This window comes from Pleurocapsa sp. PCC 7319 (genome assembly GCF_000332195.1).
GTDB lineage: Bacteria > Cyanobacteriota > Cyanobacteriia > Cyanobacteriales > Xenococcaceae > Waterburya.
This window is the reverse complement of the sequence record NZ_KB235922.1, coordinates 4,823,922-4,847,637: the sequence shown is the minus strand read 5'-3', so window position 1 is coordinate 4,847,637 and position 23,716 is coordinate 4,823,922. Positions and strand designations below refer to the sequence as shown.

Here is a 23,716-nt window from a genome sequence, read left to right as displayed (position 1 = left end):
CTTTTCCCAAAATCTTGGGATGCAGTTTGAATACGTCAAAGCTTATAACTGGGAAATCAAAAATACTTCTTGAGTAACAACTCCAATTTTTCTTTTGCTGTACTAGGAATTTGGTCAGGGGGAGTCAAGACAGCATATTTTAAAGCTGAATGAGCTAGTGATTCTGGTGGATTAACAGTTAATCGTTTGACTGTTTCTCGAATTACTTTTTGCGCATTAACGGCATTGTGCTGAAGGTTGTCGATCACCATTTCTACAGTAACGTTATCGTGATCGGGATGCCAGCAGTCATAATCAGTAACTAAAGCCAGAGTGGCATAAGCTATTTCAGCTTCTCTAGCTAATTTAGCTTCGGGTAAGTTGGTCATGCCAATGACCGTTGCTCCCCAACTACGATAAAGATTAGATTCAGCTTTAGTTGAAAATGCAGGACCTTCCATGCAGACATAAGTGCCTCCACGATGTAGGTTGACATCAGGAAAATCAAGAGATTCAATAGCATCAGCAAGAACTTGGGCTAAGTTAGGACAAACAGGATCGCCGAAGGCTATATGAGCGACTATGCCCTGACCAAAAAAAGTAGACACTCGATTTTTAGTACGATCAATAAATTGATCGGGAATTACCATATCCAGAGGTTTAGCTGCTTCCTTAAGCGAGCCGACAGCAGAAGCCGAGATAATGTACTCTACTCCTAGCTGTTTCATGGCGTGAATATTGGCGCGAAAGGGTAATTCTGAAGGTAGAAGATGATGATTACGTCCATGACGGGACAAAAAAGCCACCTCGGCTCCATCTAACTGACCCAAAATTAGTACATCAGAAGGATCGCCAAAAGGAGTAGTTAGTTTTACTTCCTGAACGTTTTGGAGCGCGTCCATTTTGTAGAGACCACTACCACCAATAATGCCAATTCTTGCGTCTACCATAAACCGAATCTGCTCATTTTAATCTAGTTATGCTCGACTATTGTAACGATATCAATTTGGCAATGCTATGGTAATTTGGATAATATCATCTCACGTCCCAAATGAAGATTCTCCCTAGTCTTCAATTTCCGTTGCCAATACTAAAGGTCTGATTTCTTCTGCTGGAGAAAAGGTCAGGTTATTAGAAATGCGATCGCGAATCAGTCTGGCAATCATTTGATTCAGATGATACATTTCTGGACAAGGATTATAGCGATACTTCACATCAATAATGCGCTGCTTTTTACGGATCTTATTCTGAGTGTTTTTCTTAATTTCTGACACTTGCTTACTACGGCTACGGAGGAAAATGTCAGGCTTTTCGTCTCTATTTTTGATATCGGGTAAAATTTCTGAAAGTGAGTTTCGCCAGTAACCTTTGTAATTTTCACTTTTAGGATTTTTGTATAGCTTGAAACTGTCTAAAGTTGGAATATACAAAGCGTAAAATTCTCCCTCTTTAATTACTTGGAAACACCCCCAATCCTTTTCCTGTCGATTGAGTAGAATATTGAGCGTCAACTCTAGAGAAGGTAAATCAGTGAGGGAAATTGAATGATTTTGTTGTCTGTTCATAAACATAAAAAAAGTAGCGGTATTGCACAGAAAACCAAGATATGCTCAATTTAATAAAGGCAATAATTTTATAAAATTCTCTGAGAGATTAACAGAATAATATAATCATGAATTTAAAGGAATTCCTAGACTTAAGTGCAGGTAGATGGTTTAGTCAGCGTACTAATTATCTTTTAGGAGGGGAAAAAGCAGATAACAGTAAGGCAGATATTAAGATTGAAGTTATCCCTCCAGATGATTCTAGGGCAGTGCAACTATGCCAAAAACATAATCTCGATCCACAGTTGAGTATTGGTGGCACCATTCAAAGTTGGGATAACTCTGTAGACTGGGGTAAACCCAAACAAGTAGGCTCAACTACTATCGTCTTGATTAGTAACCCAAACGATGACCGCGCTGGTAAATTAATTCGTCCTGAAGATACAAAAGTATGTGGAAATTATGCTCTTGGTGCAGATAAAGCTCTAACTTTAACTATCGAAACGGACGAACTCTTCGCTGAAGAACGTCAGTGGTTTGCTAGCGATAATCTTAAAATGCGCACTACTATCGTTAAATATAACGATGGTAGACAGCAAACTTCTTTTTATTCTGAAATTCGCAAAGCACCACCTAAACCTGAAGCATAATCGCTATTGAACTAGAAATTTAACCTCTGCGGGATTGAAGTTGACGGTAGACATCTCGAATATCTACCTGATGATATGCTAGAGCAACTAGAGTATGATAAAGCAAATCTGCTACTTCAGAAGCGATCGCCTCTGGATTATCATCCTTACAAGCCATAACTACTTCGGCTGATTCTTCACCAATTTTTTTGAGAATCTTATTGTCTCCTCCCGCCAATAGTTTACAAGTATAGGAATTTTCTTGCGGATGGTCAGCGCGATCGCGTATAACTCGATATACTTGCGAAAGGGTATCAGCAGGAGGAGCAATTTTGCTATGGTCTACCTGATGAAAACAACTGCGTTCACCAGTATGACAAGCTATATCGCCAATTTGTTCAATTGTAATTAACAGAGCATCACTATCACAGTCATAACGGAGGGAACGAACCTTTTGGATATGACCTGAAGTAGCTCCCTTATGCCATAATTCCTGTCGCGATCTACTCCAATACCAAGTTTCACCTGTAGCTAGCGTTTTTTGTAAAGACTCTTTATTCATCCATGCCAGCATTAAAACTGTACCGTCGAGATAATCTTGAGCGATCGCAGGTACTAATCCTTGCTCGTTGTAGCGAATTTCATTTAAGGGAACAGTTTGTTGCTGAATATTGGTTGAAGACATTGTATTGTGCAGATGATAAGTCAGTTTTTTATTGTCACGCAAAAAAGCGCAAACTCCAAGACTAGTCTCTCAGCTTTTTTGACCATACTAGTTGTTCTCTTCTACCTCTCTAACAATAATTACGATCTTCCATTGTCCTAACTGACTAGCTTGAAAAGCTATTTGACTGCCATTGCCATTAATTGTGGGATGAGATGATGAACCTTTTATATTGGCAGTTAGTAGTTCTGACTTTTGCTGCTGGCGATCGTAAACAAATATATCTGCCTTCCCTCTTTCTGTAGAAACATAGACAATATAACGTCCATCATTACTAAGCGCTGGTTGGTCTTGGGTTGAATCACGACGATTAAGATTAGGCAAGGGTAGCAGCTGTTTTACTTGTAGATCGTAAAGAAAGATATCTCTCTGACCTCGGCGGTCTGAGGCAAATGCGAGATAACGACCATCTGGGCTATAAGCAGGATATTCTTCAGGAGAATTGCTATTTACACCACCAGGGATTACCTCATTTTGGATTAACAAACTACTATTACAACCTCCAATCAAGGTTAGAACCAGAAGGGGCAGAAATTTTCTGAGCATCAATTGGCAATTTCAATTACAAAATTTTAATTACAAAATTAGTTTTTAACTTAATACTTATAACTTTGCTAACCTACTAATAATTGTGAGCAAAATAAATTGAATTTACTCTTCAATAACATTTTATTTTCGCCAAAGTTGTGAGCAAAATAAATTGAACTAACTCCTCAATAATATTTTATTTGGACAGATTAAGATCTAGAGGTAAACTGACAATTGAGTCTTTTTCTCTTGAGTTTTTTATCGTGTTCTCCTAGGAAATTGGTTTTTATAGACATTTTTAAATTGCAATTTTCAAAATTTATATTCGTATTTTATTTTACTGATTTGTAGTCGAGCTTACATTTGATTGTGTCAGTAAAAGTACTAATTAAAAAGTTATAAAAATTTAGCGCAAATTAGGTGTTTATACTTGATGTCATGTAAAATTAATTTTGAATTTTCAAAAATTTGATTAAATTCATACTCCTTTAGATCTGTACACACGATGTTTCAAAGTAGACAACTACCGTCCAAGTCTCTTGCGACGCTGCTAATCTATAGTCATACTTCCCGTATGGTTATTATGTGGCTGCTGATTATTGGAGATATTATCGGATTACTTCTGAGTTTTAATTTAGCCCTAACTTTGCGCTTATCTCAGTCTTTAGATTTAGGTACGCCAATTTTATATGTTCTGATTGCAGTATATTTGTTTGGGCTTTACTTAACCGATACTTACAAATTAAATAGGCAAGTTTCTGGAGTCCGATTATCAGAACGAGCAATACTAGGAATTTTGGCAACGATAACTGCAGTTACCTGTGGTATCTACATCACTGGTTTGTGGGGTAGTGAGTCAATTGTTGGTCGAGGCGTTCTGTTAATCAGTGCTTGCTTTTTTTTAGTCTGGGCAGTGAGTAGCAGGATGATTGCCGATCAATGGCTTAAGTTAAACCAGCAAAGTAGTCGCTTTTTAGTATTAGGTGACAAGCAAAAAGTTATGGCGTTTGGAGAAGAGCATCGTAAGTTAAATGCTCGTACTGAGTTTGTCTCCTTTAACGATAATTTTGAGATTAATAGCTCTCAAGTTAGAAATTCCCACAAAACTAAAACTATTAGTAATTCTCTCGTCTTAGATACCGTTGATAACTTAAACTCCAGCTGGAAGAATCAATCTTGGTCTGGGATTCTCATTGATGGTGCTGAACGCCATTTATCTCAGCAAATGATCCGAGAATTAATGGATCTGCGGCTTCAAGGAGTATATGTTTATAGCTTAGCCGACTTTTGTGAGCAATTCTGGCAAAAGATACCTCCAGCTTATATCCAAGATGATTGGTTCGCTTTTACTTCAGGATTTAATATCTTGCACAATCGGATCAAGGCCAAATTGAAACATATAATTGATGTTTTGGTGGCAGGAATTTTATTATTAGTGAGTTTGCCCATTACTATTCCCGTAGCGATCGCCATTAAACTCAATAGCAAAGGACCGATATTTTATTCCCAAGTAAGAACTGGCCTCAATGGTAAGAAATTTAGAGTCTATAAATTTCGCTCCATGTACCAAAATGCTGAATCCAGAGGTATTCAGTGGGCAAAAGAGAAAGACCCCCGCATTACCTCAGTTGGTTCCTTTATTCGGTTAACCAGAATTGATGAATTACCTCAACTTTGGAATGTTTTCAAAGGAGAGATGAGCTTAGTAGGTCCCCGTCCCGAACGTCCTGAATTTGATCTCCAGTTAAGGGAAGAAATTCCCTATTACGATGTGCGCTATTTAGTGAAACCAGGAATTACTGGTTGGGCACAGGTTTGCTATCCCTATGGTGCTTCTGTTGAAGATGCATATCAAAAGGTAGCTTACGACCTTTATTACATCAAAAATTATTCTCTCTTTTTGGATCTTTCGATCGCGATTAAAACCTTGAGAGTAGTATTTTTAGGTAAAGGCAGATAGACAATGATTGAGTAGGATTAATCGAAGCTATGACGTTCCGTATCTCACTGTGAAATCAGAGAGTGCGATTTTGACCACACTCGACTTCCGAAAATCATCGCCATAACACAAGTTATGCGTCATGATCCTGATTTTAGTCAGTTGAAATTTTCTGATTTCCTTTCGGCAATTACACCTCATCTTACCTTGTGCTTGGTTTTCAGCTACTCGTCAGCCTATTCAGGTTTTCGATTTCTGAAACCAAGTATCAGGGTTTTTATTTGTTAGGAATTACGGTTTAGAACGCAATTTGGTATCACCAAATTAAACGATATTCAATACAGATATACCGTAGGGTAAAACACCGTTCGCCCCTACGAATGTATGATGTGTGATGTCTGAAATTTAAATTGGTATTATGTTCCTCCTTAAAATGGCAATAATTAGTTAAGTTATAAATAATTGATGGAAAATATTGAACTATAGAAAGCCTGCATTATGCGAGATTTTGCTCAAATTCAACAAACAGACTACGATGTCATAATTATTGGTGGCGGAATTAATGGTGCAGGTGTCGCTAGGGATGCAGCTTTACGGGGTTTAAAAACAATCTTAATTGAGAAAACTGATTTTGCTAGTGGTAGTTCTAGTTGGTCTAGTCGGTTGATTCACGGTGGCTTTCGTTATCTAGAATATTTTGAAATCCCCTTAGTCAGGGAATCTCTCAAAGAAAGAGAGGTATTGCTGCATACTGCGCCACACTTAGTTAACCCTTTACAGCTTACCATTCCTGTTTATCGCGATCGCTCACGTCCCTATTGGAAAATTTGGGTAGGCATGATTCTCTACGATCTTCTGAGTAGTGATAAAACCCTTCCTTCATATCAGATGTTACCCAAGGAAAAGTTTGAGCAGATGTTTCGTTCCTTGGATAAAGAAAACTTAGTTGGGGGCTCACAATACTATGATGGACAAGTTAACTTTGCGGAGCGTCTCTGTCTAGAAAATATTATTTCGGCTCAAAATGCAGGAGCAACAGTCTTAAACTATGTCGAAGTTATGGAACTTACCCTCAAAGATGGGCGTATCAGTGATGTTGTCTGTAAGGATAAACTAACAGGGTCAAGTTTTACCATCTCAGGTAGAAAAGATGTAATGGTTGTTAATACGGCAGGACCTTGGGTTGATCGTGTCTGTGAACGAGGTAATAAAGCAGGAAAAAGGGTTTCTATTGGAGATGCTAAAAAAAATGGCGGCACAAAAGGAAGTCATGTTGTCGTCGATCCTTTTCCTGGGGCACCAAATTCCAGTCTATATGTAGAAGCAAAATCCGATGGTCGTCCGTTCTTTATTATCTCCTGGTTGGGAAAATATTTAATTGGCACAACTGACTTACCCTATAAAGACGATATCGAAAATATCAAAGCCAATAATGATGAAATAGATTATCTCTTACAAGAAACTAATAATGTTATTCCAACTGCTAATCTAAAAAGAGATGATGTTAAATTCACCTATTCTGGGGTACGTCCTTTACCCAACTCTGAGGGTAAAAAACCTGGAAGTATTACTCGTAAACATATTATTTTTGACCATCGAAAAGAAGGAGTAAATAACTTATTTACCCTAATTGGTGGCAAGTTAACCACCTATCGCAACGTAGGAGAAGAAATGGTAGATGCTATTCTCAAACGCATGAAGCGATCGCCTCAACCTTGCCGAACCGACTCTTTACCTCTACCTGGCTGTATTTTGCCTAATGATCGACGGATTCAAGAGGCAATTACTGAATACGGCTCAATTCTATCAACTAGAACAATTGATCATTTATTTACCATATATGGTGCCAAAGCATTAGAAATTTTGACCCTAACTAAAGATAATCCTGAGTTATGCAAACCAGTTAGCCCGGATTTACCTGATATCAAAGCCCAGATTGTATATGCTGTTGAGAGGGAATTAGCTCATACGATAGTAGATATTCTCCGCCGTAGAACTACTTTGTCCATGAATGGTAATTACGGCATGGATTTATTGCCTGTTGTCACAGAAGTACTCCAAAAACATTGTGGTTGGACGCAAGAACAATGCGATCGCGCCTGTGACGAATATCGCTTTTACATGGAGCATAACTGTATTCCCGATTATCAGCTGGCTTAACATATTAAATGAGCAATATCTTAATTAGCAACGATGATGGTATATTTTCTTTGGGCGTTCGTACCTTGGCGAATACATTAGCTCAAGCGGGTCATCAGGTGACGGTGGTGTGTCCCGATCGCGAACGGTCAGCGACTGGACATGGATTAACCTTACATCAACCAATAAGAGCCAAAGAGGAAGTTGATTCAGTCTTTGATGATAACGTAGTTGCGTGGTCGTGTTCTGGGACTCCTGCTGACTGCGTTAAGTTTGCCCTCAGTGCCGTGCTAAAAACTCGTCCTGATTTTGTCTGTTCTGGCATTAATCATGGTCCCAATCTAGGTACAGATGTTCTGTATTCTGGTACAGTATCGGCGGCGATGGAAGGAGTATTAGAAGGAATTCCTAGTGTGGCATTTAGTTTGGCAAGTTTTACTAACTTTGAGTTTCAGCCCGCTGCCGATTTTGCTCTTAAACTGCTAACCAAATTAGCTAAGATAAGCTATCCTCAACCTCCCTTACTGAGTGTCAATATCCCTCCCGTGAAGACTTCAGAAATAGCGGGAGTGTTAGTTACTCGTCAGGGTTTACGCCGCTATATTGAGAAATTTGAGAAAAGACTCGATCCCCGGGGGAAAAGTTATTATTGGTTAGAGGGAGAAATTATTGAAGATATTGAACAGCCAGGAGATCTTAATTTACCTCCACATATTTTGACTGATGTTCAAGCAATTCGCGATCGCTTTATCACCATTACTCCTTTGCAATACAATCTCACTGATGCCACGATAGTTAAGCATCTTTATAGTCAAGAGTTTTTTAATGGACAATTGACAATTGACAATTGACAATTGACAGTTTAGGATTCAGCATTATGTGAAAAATGCGGGGTCAGGCATTCAGTCTGACAATATCTTTTGATAAGCTGCTAAAGTCAACTTTGCTGTTTTTTCCCAAGAGAATAATTTCGCTCTTTCTTGACCTTTGTTAATCAAATCTTGACGTAATTCAAAATCGCTAATTACTTTTAGTATCGCTGCTGCTAGTTGCATTGTATCCAGAGGTTCAATTAATAAAGCTGCATCTCCTGCAACTTCTGGAAGTGAAGAAGTATTAGAAGTTACTACAGGAACTCCTAAAGTCATTGCTTCTAAAACAGGAAGACCAAACCCCTCATAGTGAGAAGGATAAACAAAAACATCAGCATTCATATAAAAAAGAGCAACCAATTCATCAGATAAATAATTAAGATGATAAATTTGCTGTTTCCAGGGTGAATTTTCTATAGAGGAAAATATTGCTTCGTAACGCCATCCTTTTTGACCAATCAGGATCAAATTATGGGGAATTTTGGATTTGCTTTTTAAATAGTTAAATGCTGAAATTATCGAATTGATATTTTTTCTCGGCTCTATTGTACTAACGAAAAGTAAATATGGTTGAGACCAATCGTACTTTACTTGCTTTCTCAGCTGCTCTATTTTTTGGGCAGAAAATGAATAATTAGGATGATAACGGCTAGCTAAAGGTGTGACAAAAATTTTATCGTGGTCTACTTTGAGATATTTAATAATGTCTTGCTTGGAACTCTCAGAAATAGTTAATATGAAGTCCGTCCACTCTAAACAACGCTTCACTTTTTCTGTATATTTGGCAACGACAGCATCAATATAATTAGGATATTTAATAAAAGTTAGGTCATATAAATTCATAACCTTATAACTTTTCTGGCAAGGATAAACTGAATAGTTAGTACCATGAATAATATTGGGAAAGCCAAAGTATTTTTCAAAATAAGATAAAACCGTGGTTGATTTAGTGGATAATAATAAGTCAGAAATCCTGACGGGCATAGGGAAGAAATGCAGGTTGGCATACTGATGTAAACACTCTGGAAAACTACGATCTCCTCGCAGCCAGTTTTTCAAACCAGGTTGAAATGCTAACTCTAATTGAAAATCTTCTTTTGCTTGTAAATCATCCAAAGCACGGATTAAATTAGCAACATATAAACCAACCCCGCTTGGCTTGGGAGCTACAGGGGTAGCATCAATAACAACTTTGAACATAAGTAGGTGGGTGAAATTAAATATAAAACGGTTTTGTTTTGGCAGGGGTTAGGGGGTTAGGGATTAGGGGATGGGTGATAGGGAAAAGATTAATTACCTGGGTTTTATAAATTATTATGCCTACCTACTTAAAATATTTAGCAATTTGAACATAATATTCCTGTTTCCAGGAAATATAATTAATTTATTTACAATTTTTCCAATCCTGAAATAAATTCTAAGTATGTTTTCTCAATTTTCGACCAGGTATAGTTTGCTGCCACAAATTCTTTCCCTTGTAAGCCTAGTTGATTTCTAATTGGCTCTTCCATCTTTTCTATAGCTACCTGAAACTCATCTTCATTTGTATACCAAAGCCCACCTTGCGCTCTACGACACTGACCTACTAAAACATCACAATTACCGTTAACTAAAACGGGTTTACCTACTGCCCAGGCTTCTAGCAATACTATAGATAAGCTTTCATAGGGAGAAGGCATTACTAATAAATCACAAGCTGCTAGAGCATTCCACTTAGTCTGCTCATCTACAAAACCAAGATTAATAATATCTGGATGTGAGGGAATTGACATTGTTGGTTTGCCTAATAGTACGAGCTTTCTTGTAGTAAACTCCAGGCTTCGCAATTGTATAAAATAACGAAAAAGTTCTTCACATCCTTTGGAAGGATCGATTCTACCAACATATAAAATAAAGGGTTCATCTATCTTGTATTTCTGCCGAAAGTTTTCTGGATCATGAGTTGGTGGTTTATCTAAGGCTATACCAGCGATCGGTCCTTGGAAATTAATTGTTGGAAAACGGTTTTTTAGAAACTTTTTTTCTTCTAAAGTGTTAAAAATAAAACCACGCGGTTTTTCAAAAAAACTATCCCACATACTGAGATAAATTGGCCATTCATCATGAGCACAAGGAGCTAAATAAGCTTTGTTGGCGACAATAGGCAAAGCGAAATAAGTCGTTGCATATAAATAGGGAAAAAAAATAAATGCGTCGTATTCCTGCTCGTTCTGCTTGATATAGGTAATCAAATCAGGAGCAAGAGGTCCTTGCGATCGCATCCATTGCTCCTGTTCTTTAAGAGCAACTTTGGACAAACGAGGGTGAATTTTTGCTGACAAATGATTAAACTTATCTACATCGCGCTGCTGCCCGACTAAGAAACGTCGTACCTTGACACCAGAAACCTCTGTTAAACCTGGTGAGTAGTGATTTTTCCAGGTCATGTAGTCCAAGGCACAGGTTGTTAATATTTCTGTGTCCCAATATTTAGCCATTCGTTGGGCAATCTTGAGACAGTGAGTTTCAGCACCACCATTTACCTCTAATCCACAGCGTTGAACAATAAAAGCTACTCGCATATCACCAAATTTACAACAGTTCAAGAGAATCAATAAAAATACCCAAACGCCTCAAATCACTTGACAAACCATAATCATTGGGACAAAAGTTTGGTGAAATTATATTGATTCTCCAACAATTTGAATATATTGCATCATTTTGATCTTCTTGCGGTATTTCTACCAGATTAATGGTCATATTAGTTTTTAGCCCCCTTACCTCTATCTCAGTTGGAAAAGAACTAAAGCGTTGAACCCATATAAATCTGTAAGAATTTGTTTTAACTAAGTTATCTATCGTAATGATTAAGTTACATTCCTGAATGTAGTTAATCTCAGGTGGAGACACATTTAAAATTAATCTATTCGCTTTGAGGTTAGATTCGACAAAATATAATCTAGCAAAGCCATCAGTCCATCTACCCTTAATATTTTCATAATGATGCCAACCACAGCCTAGGGAGGATCCAGTTTCTATACTTTTTGTCAACTCATCAGCCTTAGGAGTCTTGTTTAAGATGTAAGGATGCCAGTTGTATTTAGTCAAAATATCATTAAATTTTTCCGAACAAAGTACTTCTAAATCTCTATTTCTTGAGTACCCATGAAATAACAAAAATTCACTCCACCATCTATATGAAGCTAAAGTAATATGACCGTGATGTGGTAATCCGTCTTGCAGAACAATATTCTTAAAGGGGATATTATACATCATATCTCTATTCCATTCTGGATTATCATTATTAACCTTAATGCCTAATTTAAAAGTAGCATCTAGTCCAAATGATGGAATAGTAAGCAGTAATCTTCCATTATATGACTCCCTCAAATATTTCAAATTTTGCTCTAAAGTTGAAACTGGTAAATGTTCAAAAACCTCTGTGAATGTAATTAAATCCACTTTTTTTATTGATGTTTTTTTTAGCCAACTTTCGGCAGTAACAACAGTCAAATATTTTTGAATACTTTGATTGGCTAAGCCTATCAAAGCTTCACTAAAATCAATTCCATAAGAATTATTTTTCAATTTTCTCATTGCTTGAACAAGCAAGCCTTTTCCACAACCTATATCTAAATGCCATTGAGGAGAAAATAAACTGGTTATAATATGAGCCATTTGTTGGTATGGAATTATATCCCAATCTGCTCCATAATCATCTCCATAAAAATCTTGCTTTAAAACTACATTATGGTAAATATCTTCTAAATTATTTAGGGACAAATCTTTACTTAAGCTGTATGTGTGTTGTTGAACTGATTTGTTTAAATTAGAGTTAGAATTTATCATCTTATTTTTATTGAACTTATTTGGTAATTCTTGAAATTTATTTTGAAACAACTTGCTCAAAAGCTTTTGAAAAAGAGAGTGGCAAATTAGTCATATTTCATTCTTGAAATAATAATATTTATCCTTTCCATTACTGCTGAAGTGATGAAATTTTCCCGTCTTATTCGCTGGAAATTGAGTACAGTTGCTTTTAGCACTTTATCCTTCACTAACAACTTCGCCAAAGCAGCAACTTGGACTAAATCTTCTTTAGTATTGAACATTAATCCCGCTTCGCCTAAAGTTTCTGGCACAGCAGTACTTTTATAAGCCAACACTGGAACATCAAACCACATCGCTTCAATAAGTGGCACACAAAAACCTTCATGCTCGCTCATAGACCAAAGTAGATGTGCAGTTCTATAAAATGCTAACAGTTGAGTATCATTTACTTGCCCTGGAAGCAGGACAAAATCTGTAAGGTTTAAATTTTCAATTGTATTGATCAGGTGAATGTAATAGGGATCGTTTCGTTCCCCAGAACCAACCAAAATCAGACGCGCCTCTTGATCCATACTCAGATAGTGCAAAAATGTTTTGATTAATTGATCTTGACATTTGTTTGGTGCCAAACGACCGACAAACAGTAAATTAGTTTTACCATCTTGTAGTTGCTTCATTAGGTTGGCATCTGCTGGCAGATCCCATTTATTCGGGTTGACAGAGATAGGCAGTACCCCAGGCTGGGGAAATCCAGATGCATTTAGTTCAGCTGCATTATAGGTCGAATCGCCTACTGATATTGGGAAATATTGGGCTAATTGCTTTAACTGCGCTCTACCTTCTTCCAGAATTTTGGCAAAATCAGGTCGGTAAGGAATAAAAAACTTTGCCGGAGTAATGTTGTGATAAATAAGACATTTAGGGGCTGGGTGCGTTATAGCATAGTCGGTAAGTTCAGAACCAATTGAATGATGATAAATTAATCCTGCTTTAGCACTAATACTTTTAGGCTGAAATATTTTAGCTTCATGAGCAACTCTCTCATCTAGATAGCTGACAAAAATATCAGATTTATAGCCACAACTGCGTAAATAGTCTCTAATTGCCAATGCATGGTTAGATATAGCATCACCATAACCAAGGTTAGGCAGTAATTGATGGATTTGATTCAGTTTTCCCGAGCTAGGTGTAGATGTTGTTGCTAATGGTTTGGATAAAGCCAATACAGCTTCGTAACGCTCCATAACTTTATCCCATACAGCATTTTCTTGGGCATAACTGTGACCATTTGTTCCGTATGCTGTCAATACTTTTTCTGCCACCTGATCGACCTGAGCGAATAATTCTGACCATTCAATTTCTGTCTCTGCTAGCCAACCACCTTTTGCCGACTCAACAGCGATCGCAGTAGCCAAACAATTCCGATGAGCAGCAACAGGCTTCTGATAGAACCAAGCTTCCATGATGACACGGGAATAACTTTCGTTTTGACTAGGTTGGAATAAAGCCAAGCAGTTAGCTAATAATGCTTCTTTTTCAATTTCTGTAACTAAACCTAAATCAACTAATCCCTCCATAGGCTTAAGAAAGGATGGATTACCAGGACCGACAATAACTAGCTTGAGATTAGAGTCTGGATGCTTTTGCTTGAAATCAGTATAAGCCCTAATCAATAAATCGGTATTTTTGGTTGCATCTCGGCGACCGAGACAAAGAATAAACCGCTCTTGGGTTATTTGAAAGTCTTTAATCTTGAGAATTGTTTTATTATGATGCTTATGGTCAAGTACTTCTACTTCTACTCCTGCACCTGCCACTACGCTTTTAGTAATGATCCCAGGACCATATAATTGTCTAGCTAGTTGAGCTTCTCCCTCACTGATGAATAATAACCCTTTAGCTAAATGAAATATGTTAGCAACTTGTGGCAAATATGCATAAGCTTCATCGTGTAAACAAGGCTGTAGAAATGCACGACTAGCAACAATCGGCAAACCCTGCAAAATTAGACCATAAAGATAGGGGATAAAGATAAACGCTTGATAATGTTCTTGATTTTTTTGGAGATAATTCAGTAAATTAGTCGAATTAATGTTCTCATTACAAAAAACAGTTGCATCTTCTAAATTAATCGGACTAACTCCTGGTTTTAGGTCTGAAGATGACAAGCTCAATATCAAAGAATTAATCCGATCAAACCTAGGGCGATCGCGACTATCAACTTCAAAGCGTCGAATCTTAATACCTTCCTCTTGGCTCAATCCAGATTTAAGATGATTGACAGACCAATCATCTTGAAAAGAACGACAGCAAGTAGTCAACACTTCGATTTGATGACCTTTGTTAGCAAGTCGAGTCGCAATTTGCCACGCTTGCTGTTCTGCTCCTCCTTTTAAATTTTTGCCAAACCAGGGAACAACTATAGCTATAGGTTTCATTTTTTATACCCAATTACCGCGTAATCCTGCGCTCCATAAAAGAAATCGTTAAAGCGTTCGGCTACTTCAGAACCATTCACTCTTTGCTTCTCTGGATAAGCATGAAGTTTCATAATACTGACATCGTGTAAACCAACTGACTCGGCAATAAACTTGGTAGTAACACTTGGCAAAGGATTACGATGAGACGGATCGATATAAAATGAACAACTACCAACAAGAACATTTTCTGGATTTGGAGTTTCAAAAATTACTATCCCCTCTGGTTTTAGTACTCTAATTACTTCAGTAAATAACTGCATCAGTATTGCAAATGGTAGATGCTCAATAATATGAAAGCCTGTTATTGCTCCCAAACTATTGTCAGACAATCCACGTAAGTAAGCTATCACATCTGCTTCAACTACCTTGAGACCTAAAGCTTGGCATTGTTCTATCATTACTTTGTTAATGTCTAAACCACTTGCCGTATATCCATTAACTTGTAATAGTTCGATCCATTCTCCACGTCCACAGCCTACGTCCAAGATGGGGGTGTCTTGTGTACCTACCTTTGCTTCCTCAATCAAAGGCAAATAAACTTTTAACCGATTAAAAATATCCTCACGACTACCACGAAACTGGTCTTCAAAAGCGACATTAAAAGCATCTAGTGCATATTCATCTTCATTAACAAAGGTTTGTAACTGCTCTTGAGCAAATGGTTCTGGTAGCCGTTGCCGTGCTTCTTCCAAAAATAAAGTAATCAATCGCTTCTGCTGTATGAGATCGCTTTTGAGGTAGTTATTATTTTGCAGATAACTTTTAGCTAAGTCTTGTATCTGACTATTGACAATACTTAAGCGTTCATCTACAGTTTGAGTGCGATTTTCGACTGCTTCTACACGTTCATTTGCAGTTTGAGTGCGATTTTCGACTGCTTCTACACGTTCATTTGCAGTTTGAATGCGATTTTCGACTGCTCCCAAACGCTCATTTAGTTGCGATCGCAAATTTTCTATTTCTAAAATTAATTGGCGATTAATATTTATAGATTGCTTGAAAGCATTGGTTAAATTATGATTGACTTCTCTTTGATCTCTAAACAGTAAATTAAATGTTTTTAGAATATATTTTTCTAGTTTTTCTGCTAAGGGAAACTTGTAATATTTTGCAGGTAGCTTAGTACGAAGCAAACTACGAGACTCCGCATTTTCAAGTAAACCCTCAATACTATTGAGATTATTACTGAGTGCAGAGATTGACAAAGCAGGCTTAGTTCGAGATGGTCGAAAATTTTCTTGACGATTGGCAACTTCCTCTCTAACTTTCTCCATTAATTCATCGACATTGATTTCTGGATTATTTGAATCAATCATATTTTTTCACTGTTCATAATTAGTTCTGAAATCCCCTTATTATTGAGCATTGGAGAAAATTTTTAGATCATTTTCTACCATCTCTGAAACAATTTCTTCAAAAATTTTCTCAGTTTGCCAATGAAGTTCAGTGGAAATTTTACTATGATCTCCTTTTAAAGGAATCTTTTCTGACGGACGAAAAAATCTTGGATCGAGTTCGACAAATTTACGATAATCTAAATCGACATATCTAAATGCACATTCAACAAAATCCCGAACCGAGTGGTTTTTCCCCGAAGCAATTACGTAATCATTGGGGGAACTATTTTGAAGCATCAGCCACATAGCCTGAACATAATTTGGAGCATAACCCCAATCTCTTAACGCATCCAAATTTCCCAAGAAAAGCTTTTCTTGTAATCCCAGCTTTATTTTTGCTACAGAAGAAGTTATCTTACGAGTCACAAATTTGAAATCACGTCTAGGAGATTCGTGATTATATAAGATGCCAGTGCAAGCAAATATATCGTATTGACGAAAATAGTTCTGCACTAAATGATAACTAGCAAGTTTGGAAATACCATAAATCGATCTCGGATTGAAAGGTGTAACCTCTTTTTGAGGCGAATCTTGAACCAGTCCAAACATTTCACTAGAACCAGCAAAAAAGAAACGACATTTAGGAGCAACGTCTTTAATGGATGCTAGTAAATGATGAGTCCCATTAAAATTTATTGCTAGAATCGAAGACTCATCATCAAAAGAGTAACTAACAAAACTTGATGCGGCTAAATGATAACATTCATCAGGCTGAACCTGAGATATAACTTTGTAAAGAGAAAGATGACTTTCCAATGATGCTACATGGAGTGTTAATCGATCTATAACTCCAGCAATATTCTTCAATTTTCCAGAAGGATTTTCTAAAGATTGTCTGCGGACAATTCCGTGAACTTCGTATCCTTGACTAAGCAAAAATTCTGCCAAGTAAGATCCATCTTGACCAGCAATTCCAGTAATCAATGCTTTTTTGACCATAACTACTTATTTCTATCAATTAATTTGCAATTTTGAGACTACTAGATTTATTTGACTAACAATAAAAGACTACAGTACTGGCTCCCAACTCTAGACTTTAGGAATTAGCGCATTATCCTCAACCAGAGAGGATCAAAACAAGTAGATTCGTTTTGAGGAACAGCACTTATTTTAAAAAAAATCTCAAAAATTCTGCTCAATACAAACCATCTTGTCCAGTAATACCAGTGATTAAAGCTCGTTTTGGTTTTATCATCATAATTTTGCAATTTGTCTAGAGTAGTCTAATTTCTACAAAATTCAATCAAAGTTATTTCATAATCTTTGATTTTGATATTTTTAATTATAATAGTCTCTATTTACTGAACTTTATGCACCTATCTGTATGTGATGGACTCTATCTCTGAGAGGATGTCTGAAAAGTTAAAATAATTGTGGATCGCGGTTCAAAAACCAGAAAAACTCTCGCTACATTAAATCTGTCAATAGCTTAAAAAGACAGGAAACGAGAGTTATGTATAAATCATATCGTACCGATTTGACCGACGAACAATGGGAATTATTGCGCCAATTGATATCAGAAGCTAAGTCTATATGATTCGGATAATGTTTAGATGTAAGCGATCATTGTTCTTTTTATGAACGGGTAATTAAACAACAAGATAAAGCGATCGCTCTGAAGATTCATCTGGTGATTTCTGCCGCTTGAAAAAAGGCAGATTACCCGTTGTCAAAATTTTTGCCTCCGAGCTGGAACTCAATTAAACCAGCTCTAAGAGCAAGGAGTTGTATCGATATCAATTTTTACGTCTCCAGCATTGAGATCGGCTGTATCGACAATCAGAGAAGTTTTGCGTGAAGCTTTTGCCTCAATTCCAATAATAAGCCAGCCTTGCCAACCACAGGACTTGGGTATAACAGCAACTTCATCCTGCTCCTGAAATAAAGGGTTACTAGATTTAAACAGGCTAGTGACCCATTCTGTATTAATTCGTTTTCGAGACTTGCTCACAAATTTATATTTTCTTCTCAAGCGGGTTTTTGCTCCTCCTGGATTTTCTGTTGTTCCTTGATATAGAATCTGTACATCCTGCATCAGATAATTCCCTGGAATTGTAGTAGGAACAGCTATAAAACAGAGTTGGCGCTCTTTATCTGCCACACTCATATCATCGAGAACAATTGCTAATGTTCTACCATCTCCTCCTGCAAGCTGACCACCAACTTTACATCCATTCCAACTAAATGCTTTTTCATATTTAATACTAGGTTTTTGCGGTTTTTTAGTTAAAGCTTTAGTAGGAATCAAATTGATTCCTAACACTGTAAATACTAATACAAAGCTTCTAAAATACTTGAAACTCATCTCGATTATTTTCTAATTTATTGGCATTATTTGATGACCGCCGAAGGAGATCAGCGCAGGCACCGTCGTTCTAAGGCGGTGTACCGCTGACCACTACTGAATGGCAAATTTTAGCTCTGTTATATCTAATGAGCCTCCACTTCTTGTAGAGACAGTTAAGTTAATTCCAAATACGCTTCGTCCATCTTTTGTATAGCTGGTGTTTGGAATTTCATTGGTCAAATCAAAACTAGTCGGGTTTTCATATAGTTTAGAGATGCTGGTTCGTCTGTCGTCACCAATCAAAATTGATGAAATAGATAGAGTTGCTGGTGCTTTAGTTACTTCACCTTTTAAAGCTACAGGCACTAGCCTAACTTGTTTCTGAGAACCAGGAGCTTCGACTCTAATGATACATCTAGCTCGTGATTTGGGACCAACTTTTAGATTCGATACAAGTTTAATCTCATTAGTTTGCGAATCGAAAACTACATCACAATCACCAGTGACAATGAATCCAGATTTGCTTTTCTGTGAAATTGCAGCATCAGTATTAGAATTGACATTACAAGAACTAAAAGTAAATAAGGATGCTACAAGCAAAAAATTGAGTAAATATTTTAACCTCAACATTATCTAAATCTCCATTAATAGTATTTATTTATGAATAGTAAGTTTGCGCTTGAGCTTGGTAAAAAAACTCAATTAGCTGACATAGAGCGCAGAGTTTGGTTACTTCCAATCACAATTTTCTTAACGATTTGATGTTAAAGGTACAAATCTACTATGAATCTATACTTTAGTTTTGCCTGAAGGGGAAGTTGTTTCCTCCCCTTCGGTTTAAACTGTCATGCAGGAATGATTCTGCTTTAACTAAATCCAAGAAAACTTCAAACAAGAAAACTACAAAACACTTTATTTTGCTTTTCTTACTTTAATCCCACAGCAACCTGATTAGGATTTTCTAGACTATTTGAAGTATCACAAGGAACTATGTCGAAATGAAGCTGAACATCTCCAGCATTGACATCTGCTGTATCAACAAAAAGAGCAGCTTCTTTTGAAGATCTGGCGATCATATTAATACCTAATTGTCCTTGACCACCGCAGGCTGAAACAGATGCGGCAGTAAGATTATCTTGCTCCTGAAACAAAGGATTGTCTTCTACAAACTTGGTTTTTTGAGGTTCTGCTTTAACTTGACCAAAAGCACCCCCATTGAAAATATAGCTTCTGCTGAAGATGGCGTTTTCCCCCTCTGGGATTTCTGCGGTTCCTTGGTAAAGAACCTGCACATCCTGCACATGGAAACCACCTGGAATAGTCGTGTTAATTCTTAAAAGACATTTGTTACGCTGACCATTTTCTGCAACAAAGCCATCTAGCGCGATCGCTAATGTTCTACCATCTTCTCCAGCAAGCTGATTGGCAATAGTACATTTGCCTTGAGAAATTGCTTCTCCAAATTGGATACTAGGTTCTTCAACTTGGGTATCATCTTCAACATTCCATGCAGGATCTTCCTGAGTCAAAGCATTAGTTGTTGTAAGGTTAATACTCACTAGTGTAGATAAGGACAATAAAATACCCAATTTTTTAAGATTCATAATAAATTCCTCTTTTTTGATGTTTTAGCTTTGGCCTGCTTCAATTTTTAATTCAGGTTGTATGTAATTCATGTTAAACATCAGATACCGCTGAAAAAAGGTTTAAAAGCGCAAATATTATTGCGGTAATGCACAGATAAATATGCGGACTACCGCTGAAAAAAGTCTAGCTTCCGTCATAAACTAGAAAAGTAAGCTCTCCATGACTGTTTTCACCAAGCAATGTTTTCCTTCAAATACACCTTACTAAGTCTCATTGCGATTACTTTCACCTTGTTAGTTTTAAGCTTCCCTGCATTGGCAAAAGAACTATGGCAAGGTAAAGGAAGAATTATTAGTGGAGAAGGGGAGGGAGCTTCGGTTGGGCTAAAAATATTAGTAAAAGACAATCAGGTTACTTTTCTTTCTGGTGCTTTAAAAGGTCAGCAAATTGAATTAGCATCTACTAATCCCTTGAAAGGAGAAGCGATAACTGATGTGGGAATATGGCGTTTTTTAGAGTTCGAGCAAGAATTGGGCATAAGTTTATCTCAAAATACGCCCTATCGCCTGATACACTATCGTCTATTCCCTGTGTCAGAACAACAGATTGATGAGCCGAAGTAAAAAGCAAACCATAGCCATATTGGTACTAGGAATAAGTTTTGGATTTATTTATAGTGTCTTGTTTCGTGAAATATCCTGCCTACAGAAACTGGAATTGAATACTTACGATACTTTTCTTCGCTGGCAAAGTCCCGATGATCCTCCCAAAGAAATATTGCTCGTTAAGCTCAATCGGCAATATCGAGAGAAGAGAGCTGCTAACCCTAATTTCTCAGAAAGAGTTTTTTACGCTAGTTTAATCAAACAGCTCTTAGAAAATGATGTCGCGGTAGTAGTTCTTAATTTACGTCATTATTGGCGAGATATTCCCGATAGTGATTGGAAAGATGCGGATTTAAGTAATAGTCCTCTCAGAGAATTGGTGGGAAAATATGGGGAGCAAATAGTCTTAGTTACTCGTAGCGACTCCCTCTTTGAGGAGACTCCCTCGGAATTGCAAACATACCACCACTTTTTACCCCGTAACGACGATCTAAGCCCAACTATTGCTCCCAATTCTGTTCAAGGATTTTCAGAATACGAACTAGAAGCGGAAAATCCCCGAAGTTCAACCAGTATCACTCGTCGTACTAATTTAAGAGGAGAGTTTGTTACTTTAGATGGTAACCAGCCAGCGCAAAAATTCCATTCTGCTCCTCTACTAGCACTAGAAAAATTCGCTCGACAACAGAACAAGTATAAATTAAAGACAGAAATATCTTTTCCTCAAACTATTGGAGTCAACTACTGGGATAGCAGCAGTAATTTTCCCGCTTTTAATGTCGAACAAATTTGTGATAGAAATGTTGTTGAAGAGTGTAAACTTGCTCCTCAATTAAATTTGCGTTCTTTGGTTGCCAATAAAATTGTGTTGGTGGGATTTAGTGAAGGGAGAAATCATAATACCTTACCTGTAACAACTCCCTTTGGAAACAAGATTCCTTTGCTTGAATTTCAGGCAAATGTTTTAGCTAGTCTGATTACAGGTCGCTACTATCGAGTTTTGTCAGTATGGAGCCAGTGGCTAATTTGGCTTGTCGGGGCTATTATCGTCAGTGGTATTTTTATCTTTAATATGGATTCATCTCGACTGGATTATCCTAAGAGTTTTTTCTGGATAATATTTGGAGTTATCTTCGTATACGTCGGTTTGACTCTAATCCTCTGGCAAAACTATTATACTTTGCCTATAGTTATTCCTTTATCCATTTGGTCTGCTAGCGCGATTTCAACCTGTATCTGTCTAGTTCTCGGACTACAACGACAACTAATTACTCAACAGCGTCAAACAATCGAACAACTTCAACGAGCAGAGGAAAAAGCCGTAATTTTACAAACTCGCAAATTACTACAGCGGGTAGCATCGGATATCCATGATACCGCTCTTCAAGACTTAAAAGTAATCATGGATAGGCTGGAACTAGAGTTAAATTTAGACCCAGAGTTTGTAATAGATCGCCTCGAAATTATCGGTCGGCAAATTCGCGAACAACTTAACTCGATGCGTCAGATGTCACAGAAATTGGAAATATCATCAATTCTCCGTTCTGGTATAGATATCGGTATTCAAGCTAATCTCGAACAACTAGTTGATTCTGATCAATTAACTCTCCAAGTCATCTACGATCTTCATCCCATTGATGAACCTAAGGCTAGTACTAATTGGATTGATGCTCGTGAAGATATTTACCGTTTTTTCCGAGAAGCAATTAATAATGTATTGTTTCATGCCCAACCACCTTATGGCAATGCAACTCAAGTAAAAGTTAGTTTATGGCGCGAGCAAAACCGATGTTACCTGGCAATAATTGATAACAATTGCCAAACATCAGTTACTCCCTCGGTAGAAACTTCCACTAAAAGACGCAGTTCAGGAGGTTATGGGACAAAAATAATGGAAACTATTGCCTTGGAATTACCTCAAGGAGCTTGGGAAAGAACTATTATTCCTGACGGGGGCATCAAGGTTCAATTAGCATGGAATTTTAGTTTTGACGACTCCCACTGTTAAAACAGGGGCATCTCACTTCATCAGTACTTGCTCAGTTTCGGAAGGTTATGCGATCGCGCTCTTCTTGGTTTTATCTCTAAAGCGATCGCGCAGCGTGGGCGAAGCCCAATCGTCAATATTCCTCTTTAAGATCTTGGTAGTGCGTTAAGAGCTGACGTTCATTGGCGTAGTTTAATATTGCTTGTTTATTTTACTCGTTTAATTTACTCGTTTTTGGCATGATTTTAAGAAATAAAACCTAAATTCAATCAAACTTAATTAAATCCTTTAACAATATCAATGTCAATAACAGCTTATTTCGAGGAGCTATCATCCAAACCGATATTTTTTGTTCTTGAAGATCATCCAGAAGTAGCGGAAAATAACTGTCTCTATCTCCAGAAAATAGAACCCTCTGCCAGCTGCGTCGTACTAAATAAACCCCAACAAGTTTGGGAAAGACTAAAACTTGAGATACCTTCTCTTTTCGTTATCGATCTTCAGATTGGTAATATTACTGGTGAACAGTCAACTAAAGAAAGTTTAGAGTTATTAGAGTATATATTTGGAGATTATCCGAAATTAAACATTCTAGTTTACACTAGCGAACATAGCTATCTTCGACCCTTGAGGAAGTTAATTAGTAAACATCAAGGAGGCTTTGTCATTAATTCTAAGATGCAACGACGGAAACATTTTGTCCAAGGAGCTAAGAGTGCCTTAGCTGGTCAACTTGTTCTTCCTCCAGATTTGCGACAGGAAGTAGATTTTTCTTCTATTGAAAGCCAAATTTTACAACTACTTGGTCAACAATATCTGACTGATAAAGCTATTGCACGGGAGTTAAATGTCTCGGTACGAAAAGTCCAAAACCATATTCAGCAGTTGAAGCTCAAATTAGATATTGATGGCTTAGAACCAAGCTGTACTAGCTTTCGTGTTGCTTTATCAATGGAAGCTGTGCGGCGCAAAATGTTATTGATCTGAATTAAAAAGCTTTAAGCTGTAAGCTCTTAGCTTCTTACGTGATTGCGTATGCGGAGGTTTCCTCAGCACGCCTCACACGCTTTTAGCTAAAGAAGGGTTGAATTCCCTCTCCTTTTAAAGAGGGTGAGCGAAATTTACGGTGGCAAAACTTTATTTTCGCGTTGTTTAAGTAACAAGTAATACTAAATCCGCTTGGTAAGAGTAGTGTTTAGTTTTTTTACC

At 37.3% G+C, this 23,716-nt stretch carries 21 protein-coding genes; 8 read left to right on the top strand and 13 right to left on the bottom strand.

What is annotated here, in order from left to right; genetic code table 11:
• Positions 1-56: 56 nt before the first annotated feature.
• Both PLEUR7319_RS0126090 and PLEUR7319_RS0126085 read right to left on the bottom strand, forming a co-directional pair.
• Positions 57-929, bottom strand: coding sequence for an S-methyl-5'-thioadenosine phosphorylase (locus PLEUR7319_RS0126090; protein ID WP_019508180.1), 873 nt, complete (start codon positions 927-929; stop codon positions 57-59).
• A 114-nt stretch (positions 930-1,043) separates the two neighbouring features.
• Complete coding sequence (locus tag PLEUR7319_RS0126085; protein ID WP_019508179.1) at positions 1,044-1,544, bottom strand: hypothetical protein; 501 nt, start codon at positions 1,542-1,544, stop codon at positions 1,044-1,046.
• Between the two features lie 107 nt (positions 1,545-1,651).
• Between PLEUR7319_RS0126085 and PLEUR7319_RS0126080 the strand changes: the two genes are divergently transcribed.
• Complete coding sequence (locus PLEUR7319_RS0126080) at positions 1,652-2,173, top strand: phycobiliprotein lyase (protein ID WP_019508178.1); 522 nt, start codon at positions 1,652-1,654, stop codon at positions 2,171-2,173.
• A 19-nt stretch (positions 2,174-2,192) separates the two neighbouring features.
• Here PLEUR7319_RS0126080 and hisIE read toward each other — a convergent pair whose 3' ends face one another.
• Both hisIE and PLEUR7319_RS0126070 read right to left on the bottom strand, forming a co-directional pair.
• On the bottom strand, positions 2,193-2,837 hold the full coding sequence (gene hisIE / locus PLEUR7319_RS0126075) for a bifunctional phosphoribosyl-AMP cyclohydrolase/phosphoribosyl-ATP diphosphatase HisIE (protein ID WP_019508177.1): 645 nt from the start codon (positions 2,835-2,837) through the stop codon (positions 2,193-2,195).
• Positions 2,838-2,924: 87 nt separating this feature from the next.
• Entirely contained in the window at positions 2,925-3,422 is a 498-nt protein-coding gene (locus PLEUR7319_RS0126070) for a TolB family protein (protein ID WP_019508176.1), read from the bottom strand.
• 487 nt (positions 3,423-3,909) lie between these two features.
• Here PLEUR7319_RS0126070 and PLEUR7319_RS0126065 point away from each other — a divergent pair, with 487 nt between their 5' ends.
• From PLEUR7319_RS0126065 to surE, 3 genes are all read left to right on the top strand, one after another.
• The gene (locus PLEUR7319_RS0126065; RefSeq protein ID WP_063822252.1) at positions 3,910-5,364 is read left to right on the top strand and encodes a sugar transferase; all 1,455 of its coding nucleotides are present in this window, start codon (positions 3,910-3,912) and stop codon (positions 5,362-5,364) included.
• A gap of 477 nt (positions 5,365-5,841) precedes the next feature.
• Complete coding sequence (glpD, locus tag PLEUR7319_RS0126060) at positions 5,842-7,503, top strand: glycerol-3-phosphate dehydrogenase (RefSeq protein ID WP_019508174.1); 1,662 nt, start codon at positions 5,842-5,844, stop codon at positions 7,501-7,503.
• 8 nt (positions 7,504-7,511) lie between these two features.
• Positions 7,512-8,333 (top strand): 5'/3'-nucleotidase SurE, encoded by an 822-nt coding sequence (gene surE, locus PLEUR7319_RS0126055; protein ID WP_019508173.1) that lies wholly within the window; start codon positions 7,512-7,514, stop codon positions 8,331-8,333.
• Between the two features lie 51 nt (positions 8,334-8,384).
• On the opposite strand, the gene PLEUR7319_RS0126050 is transcribed toward surE, so the two are convergent.
• The 9 genes from PLEUR7319_RS0126050 to PLEUR7319_RS0126010 form a co-directional block, all read right to left on the bottom strand.
• Complete coding sequence (locus PLEUR7319_RS0126050; RefSeq protein WP_019508172.1) at positions 8,385-9,554, bottom strand: glycosyltransferase family 1 protein; 1,170 nt, start codon at positions 9,552-9,554, stop codon at positions 8,385-8,387.
• A 188-nt stretch (positions 9,555-9,742) separates the two neighbouring features.
• On the bottom strand, positions 9,743-10,915 hold the full coding sequence (locus PLEUR7319_RS0126045) for a glycosyltransferase family 4 protein (protein WP_019508171.1): 1,173 nt from the start codon (positions 10,913-10,915) through the stop codon (positions 9,743-9,745).
• 10 nt (positions 10,916-10,925) lie between these two features.
• Positions 10,926-12,233: a bifunctional 2-polyprenyl-6-hydroxyphenol methylase/3-demethylubiquinol 3-O-methyltransferase UbiG gene (locus PLEUR7319_RS0126040; RefSeq protein ID WP_019508170.1), complete on the bottom strand. Its 1,308-nt coding sequence runs from the start codon at positions 12,231-12,233 to the stop codon at positions 10,926-10,928.
• 35 nt (positions 12,234-12,268) lie between these two features.
• Positions 12,269-14,602, bottom strand: coding sequence for a glycosyltransferase (locus tag PLEUR7319_RS0126035; protein ID WP_019508169.1), 2,334 nt, complete (start codon positions 14,600-14,602; stop codon positions 12,269-12,271).
• Complete coding sequence (locus PLEUR7319_RS0126030; protein ID WP_019508168.1) at positions 14,599-15,960, bottom strand: bifunctional 2-polyprenyl-6-hydroxyphenol methylase/3-demethylubiquinol 3-O-methyltransferase UbiG; 1,362 nt, start codon at positions 15,958-15,960, stop codon at positions 14,599-14,601. The genes PLEUR7319_RS0126035 and PLEUR7319_RS0126030 overlap by 4 nt, the downstream gene beginning before the upstream one ends.
• A 39-nt stretch (positions 15,961-15,999) precedes the next feature.
• A complete protein-coding gene (locus PLEUR7319_RS0126025; RefSeq protein ID WP_019508167.1) occupies positions 16,000-16,980 on the bottom strand; it encodes a GDP-mannose 4,6-dehydratase in 981 nt (326 codons plus the stop codon).
• Between the two features lie 772 nt (positions 16,981-17,752).
• Entirely contained in the window at positions 17,753-18,304 is a 552-nt protein-coding gene (locus PLEUR7319_RS0126020) for a DUF4360 domain-containing protein (RefSeq protein WP_158441881.1), read from the bottom strand.
• Positions 18,305-18,439: 135 nt separating this feature from the next.
• Positions 18,440-18,958 carry a hypothetical protein gene (locus PLEUR7319_RS0126015; protein ID WP_019508165.1) on the bottom strand — a complete coding sequence of 173 codons (519 nt, stop codon included), beginning with the start codon at positions 18,956-18,958 and terminating at the stop codon, positions 18,440-18,442.
• A gap of 296 nt (positions 18,959-19,254) precedes the next feature.
• Positions 19,255-19,932 (bottom strand): DUF4360 domain-containing protein, encoded by a 678-nt coding sequence (locus tag PLEUR7319_RS0126010; protein ID WP_019508164.1) that lies wholly within the window; start codon positions 19,930-19,932, stop codon positions 19,255-19,257.
• A gap of 222 nt (positions 19,933-20,154) precedes the next feature.
• Between PLEUR7319_RS0126010 and PLEUR7319_RS0126005 the strand changes: the two genes are divergently transcribed.
• The 4 genes from PLEUR7319_RS0126005 to PLEUR7319_RS0125995 all read left to right on the top strand — a co-directional run bounded on the left by PLEUR7319_RS0126005 (position 20,155) and on the right by PLEUR7319_RS0125995 (position 23,494).
• Positions 20,155-20,538, top strand: a complete 384-nt coding sequence (locus PLEUR7319_RS0126005) for a hypothetical protein (protein WP_019508163.1) — start codon at positions 20,155-20,157, stop codon at positions 20,536-20,538.
• Positions 20,525-22,528 carry a CHASE2 domain-containing protein gene (locus tag PLEUR7319_RS0126000; protein ID WP_019508162.1) on the top strand — a complete coding sequence of 668 codons (2,004 nt, stop codon included), beginning with the start codon at positions 20,525-20,527 and terminating at the stop codon, positions 22,526-22,528. Before PLEUR7319_RS0126005 ends, PLEUR7319_RS0126000 begins: the two co-directional genes overlap by 14 nt.
• Positions 22,509-22,676: a hypothetical protein gene (locus PLEUR7319_RS41475; protein ID WP_158441880.1), complete on the top strand. Its 168-nt coding sequence runs from the start codon at positions 22,509-22,511 to the stop codon at positions 22,674-22,676. Before PLEUR7319_RS0126000 ends, PLEUR7319_RS41475 begins: the two co-directional genes overlap by 20 nt.
• Before the next feature lie 131 nt (positions 22,677-22,807).
• Complete coding sequence (locus PLEUR7319_RS0125995; protein ID WP_019508161.1) at positions 22,808-23,494, top strand: HTH domain-containing protein; 687 nt, start codon at positions 22,808-22,810, stop codon at positions 23,492-23,494.
• Positions 23,495-23,716 lie beyond the last annotated feature (222 nt).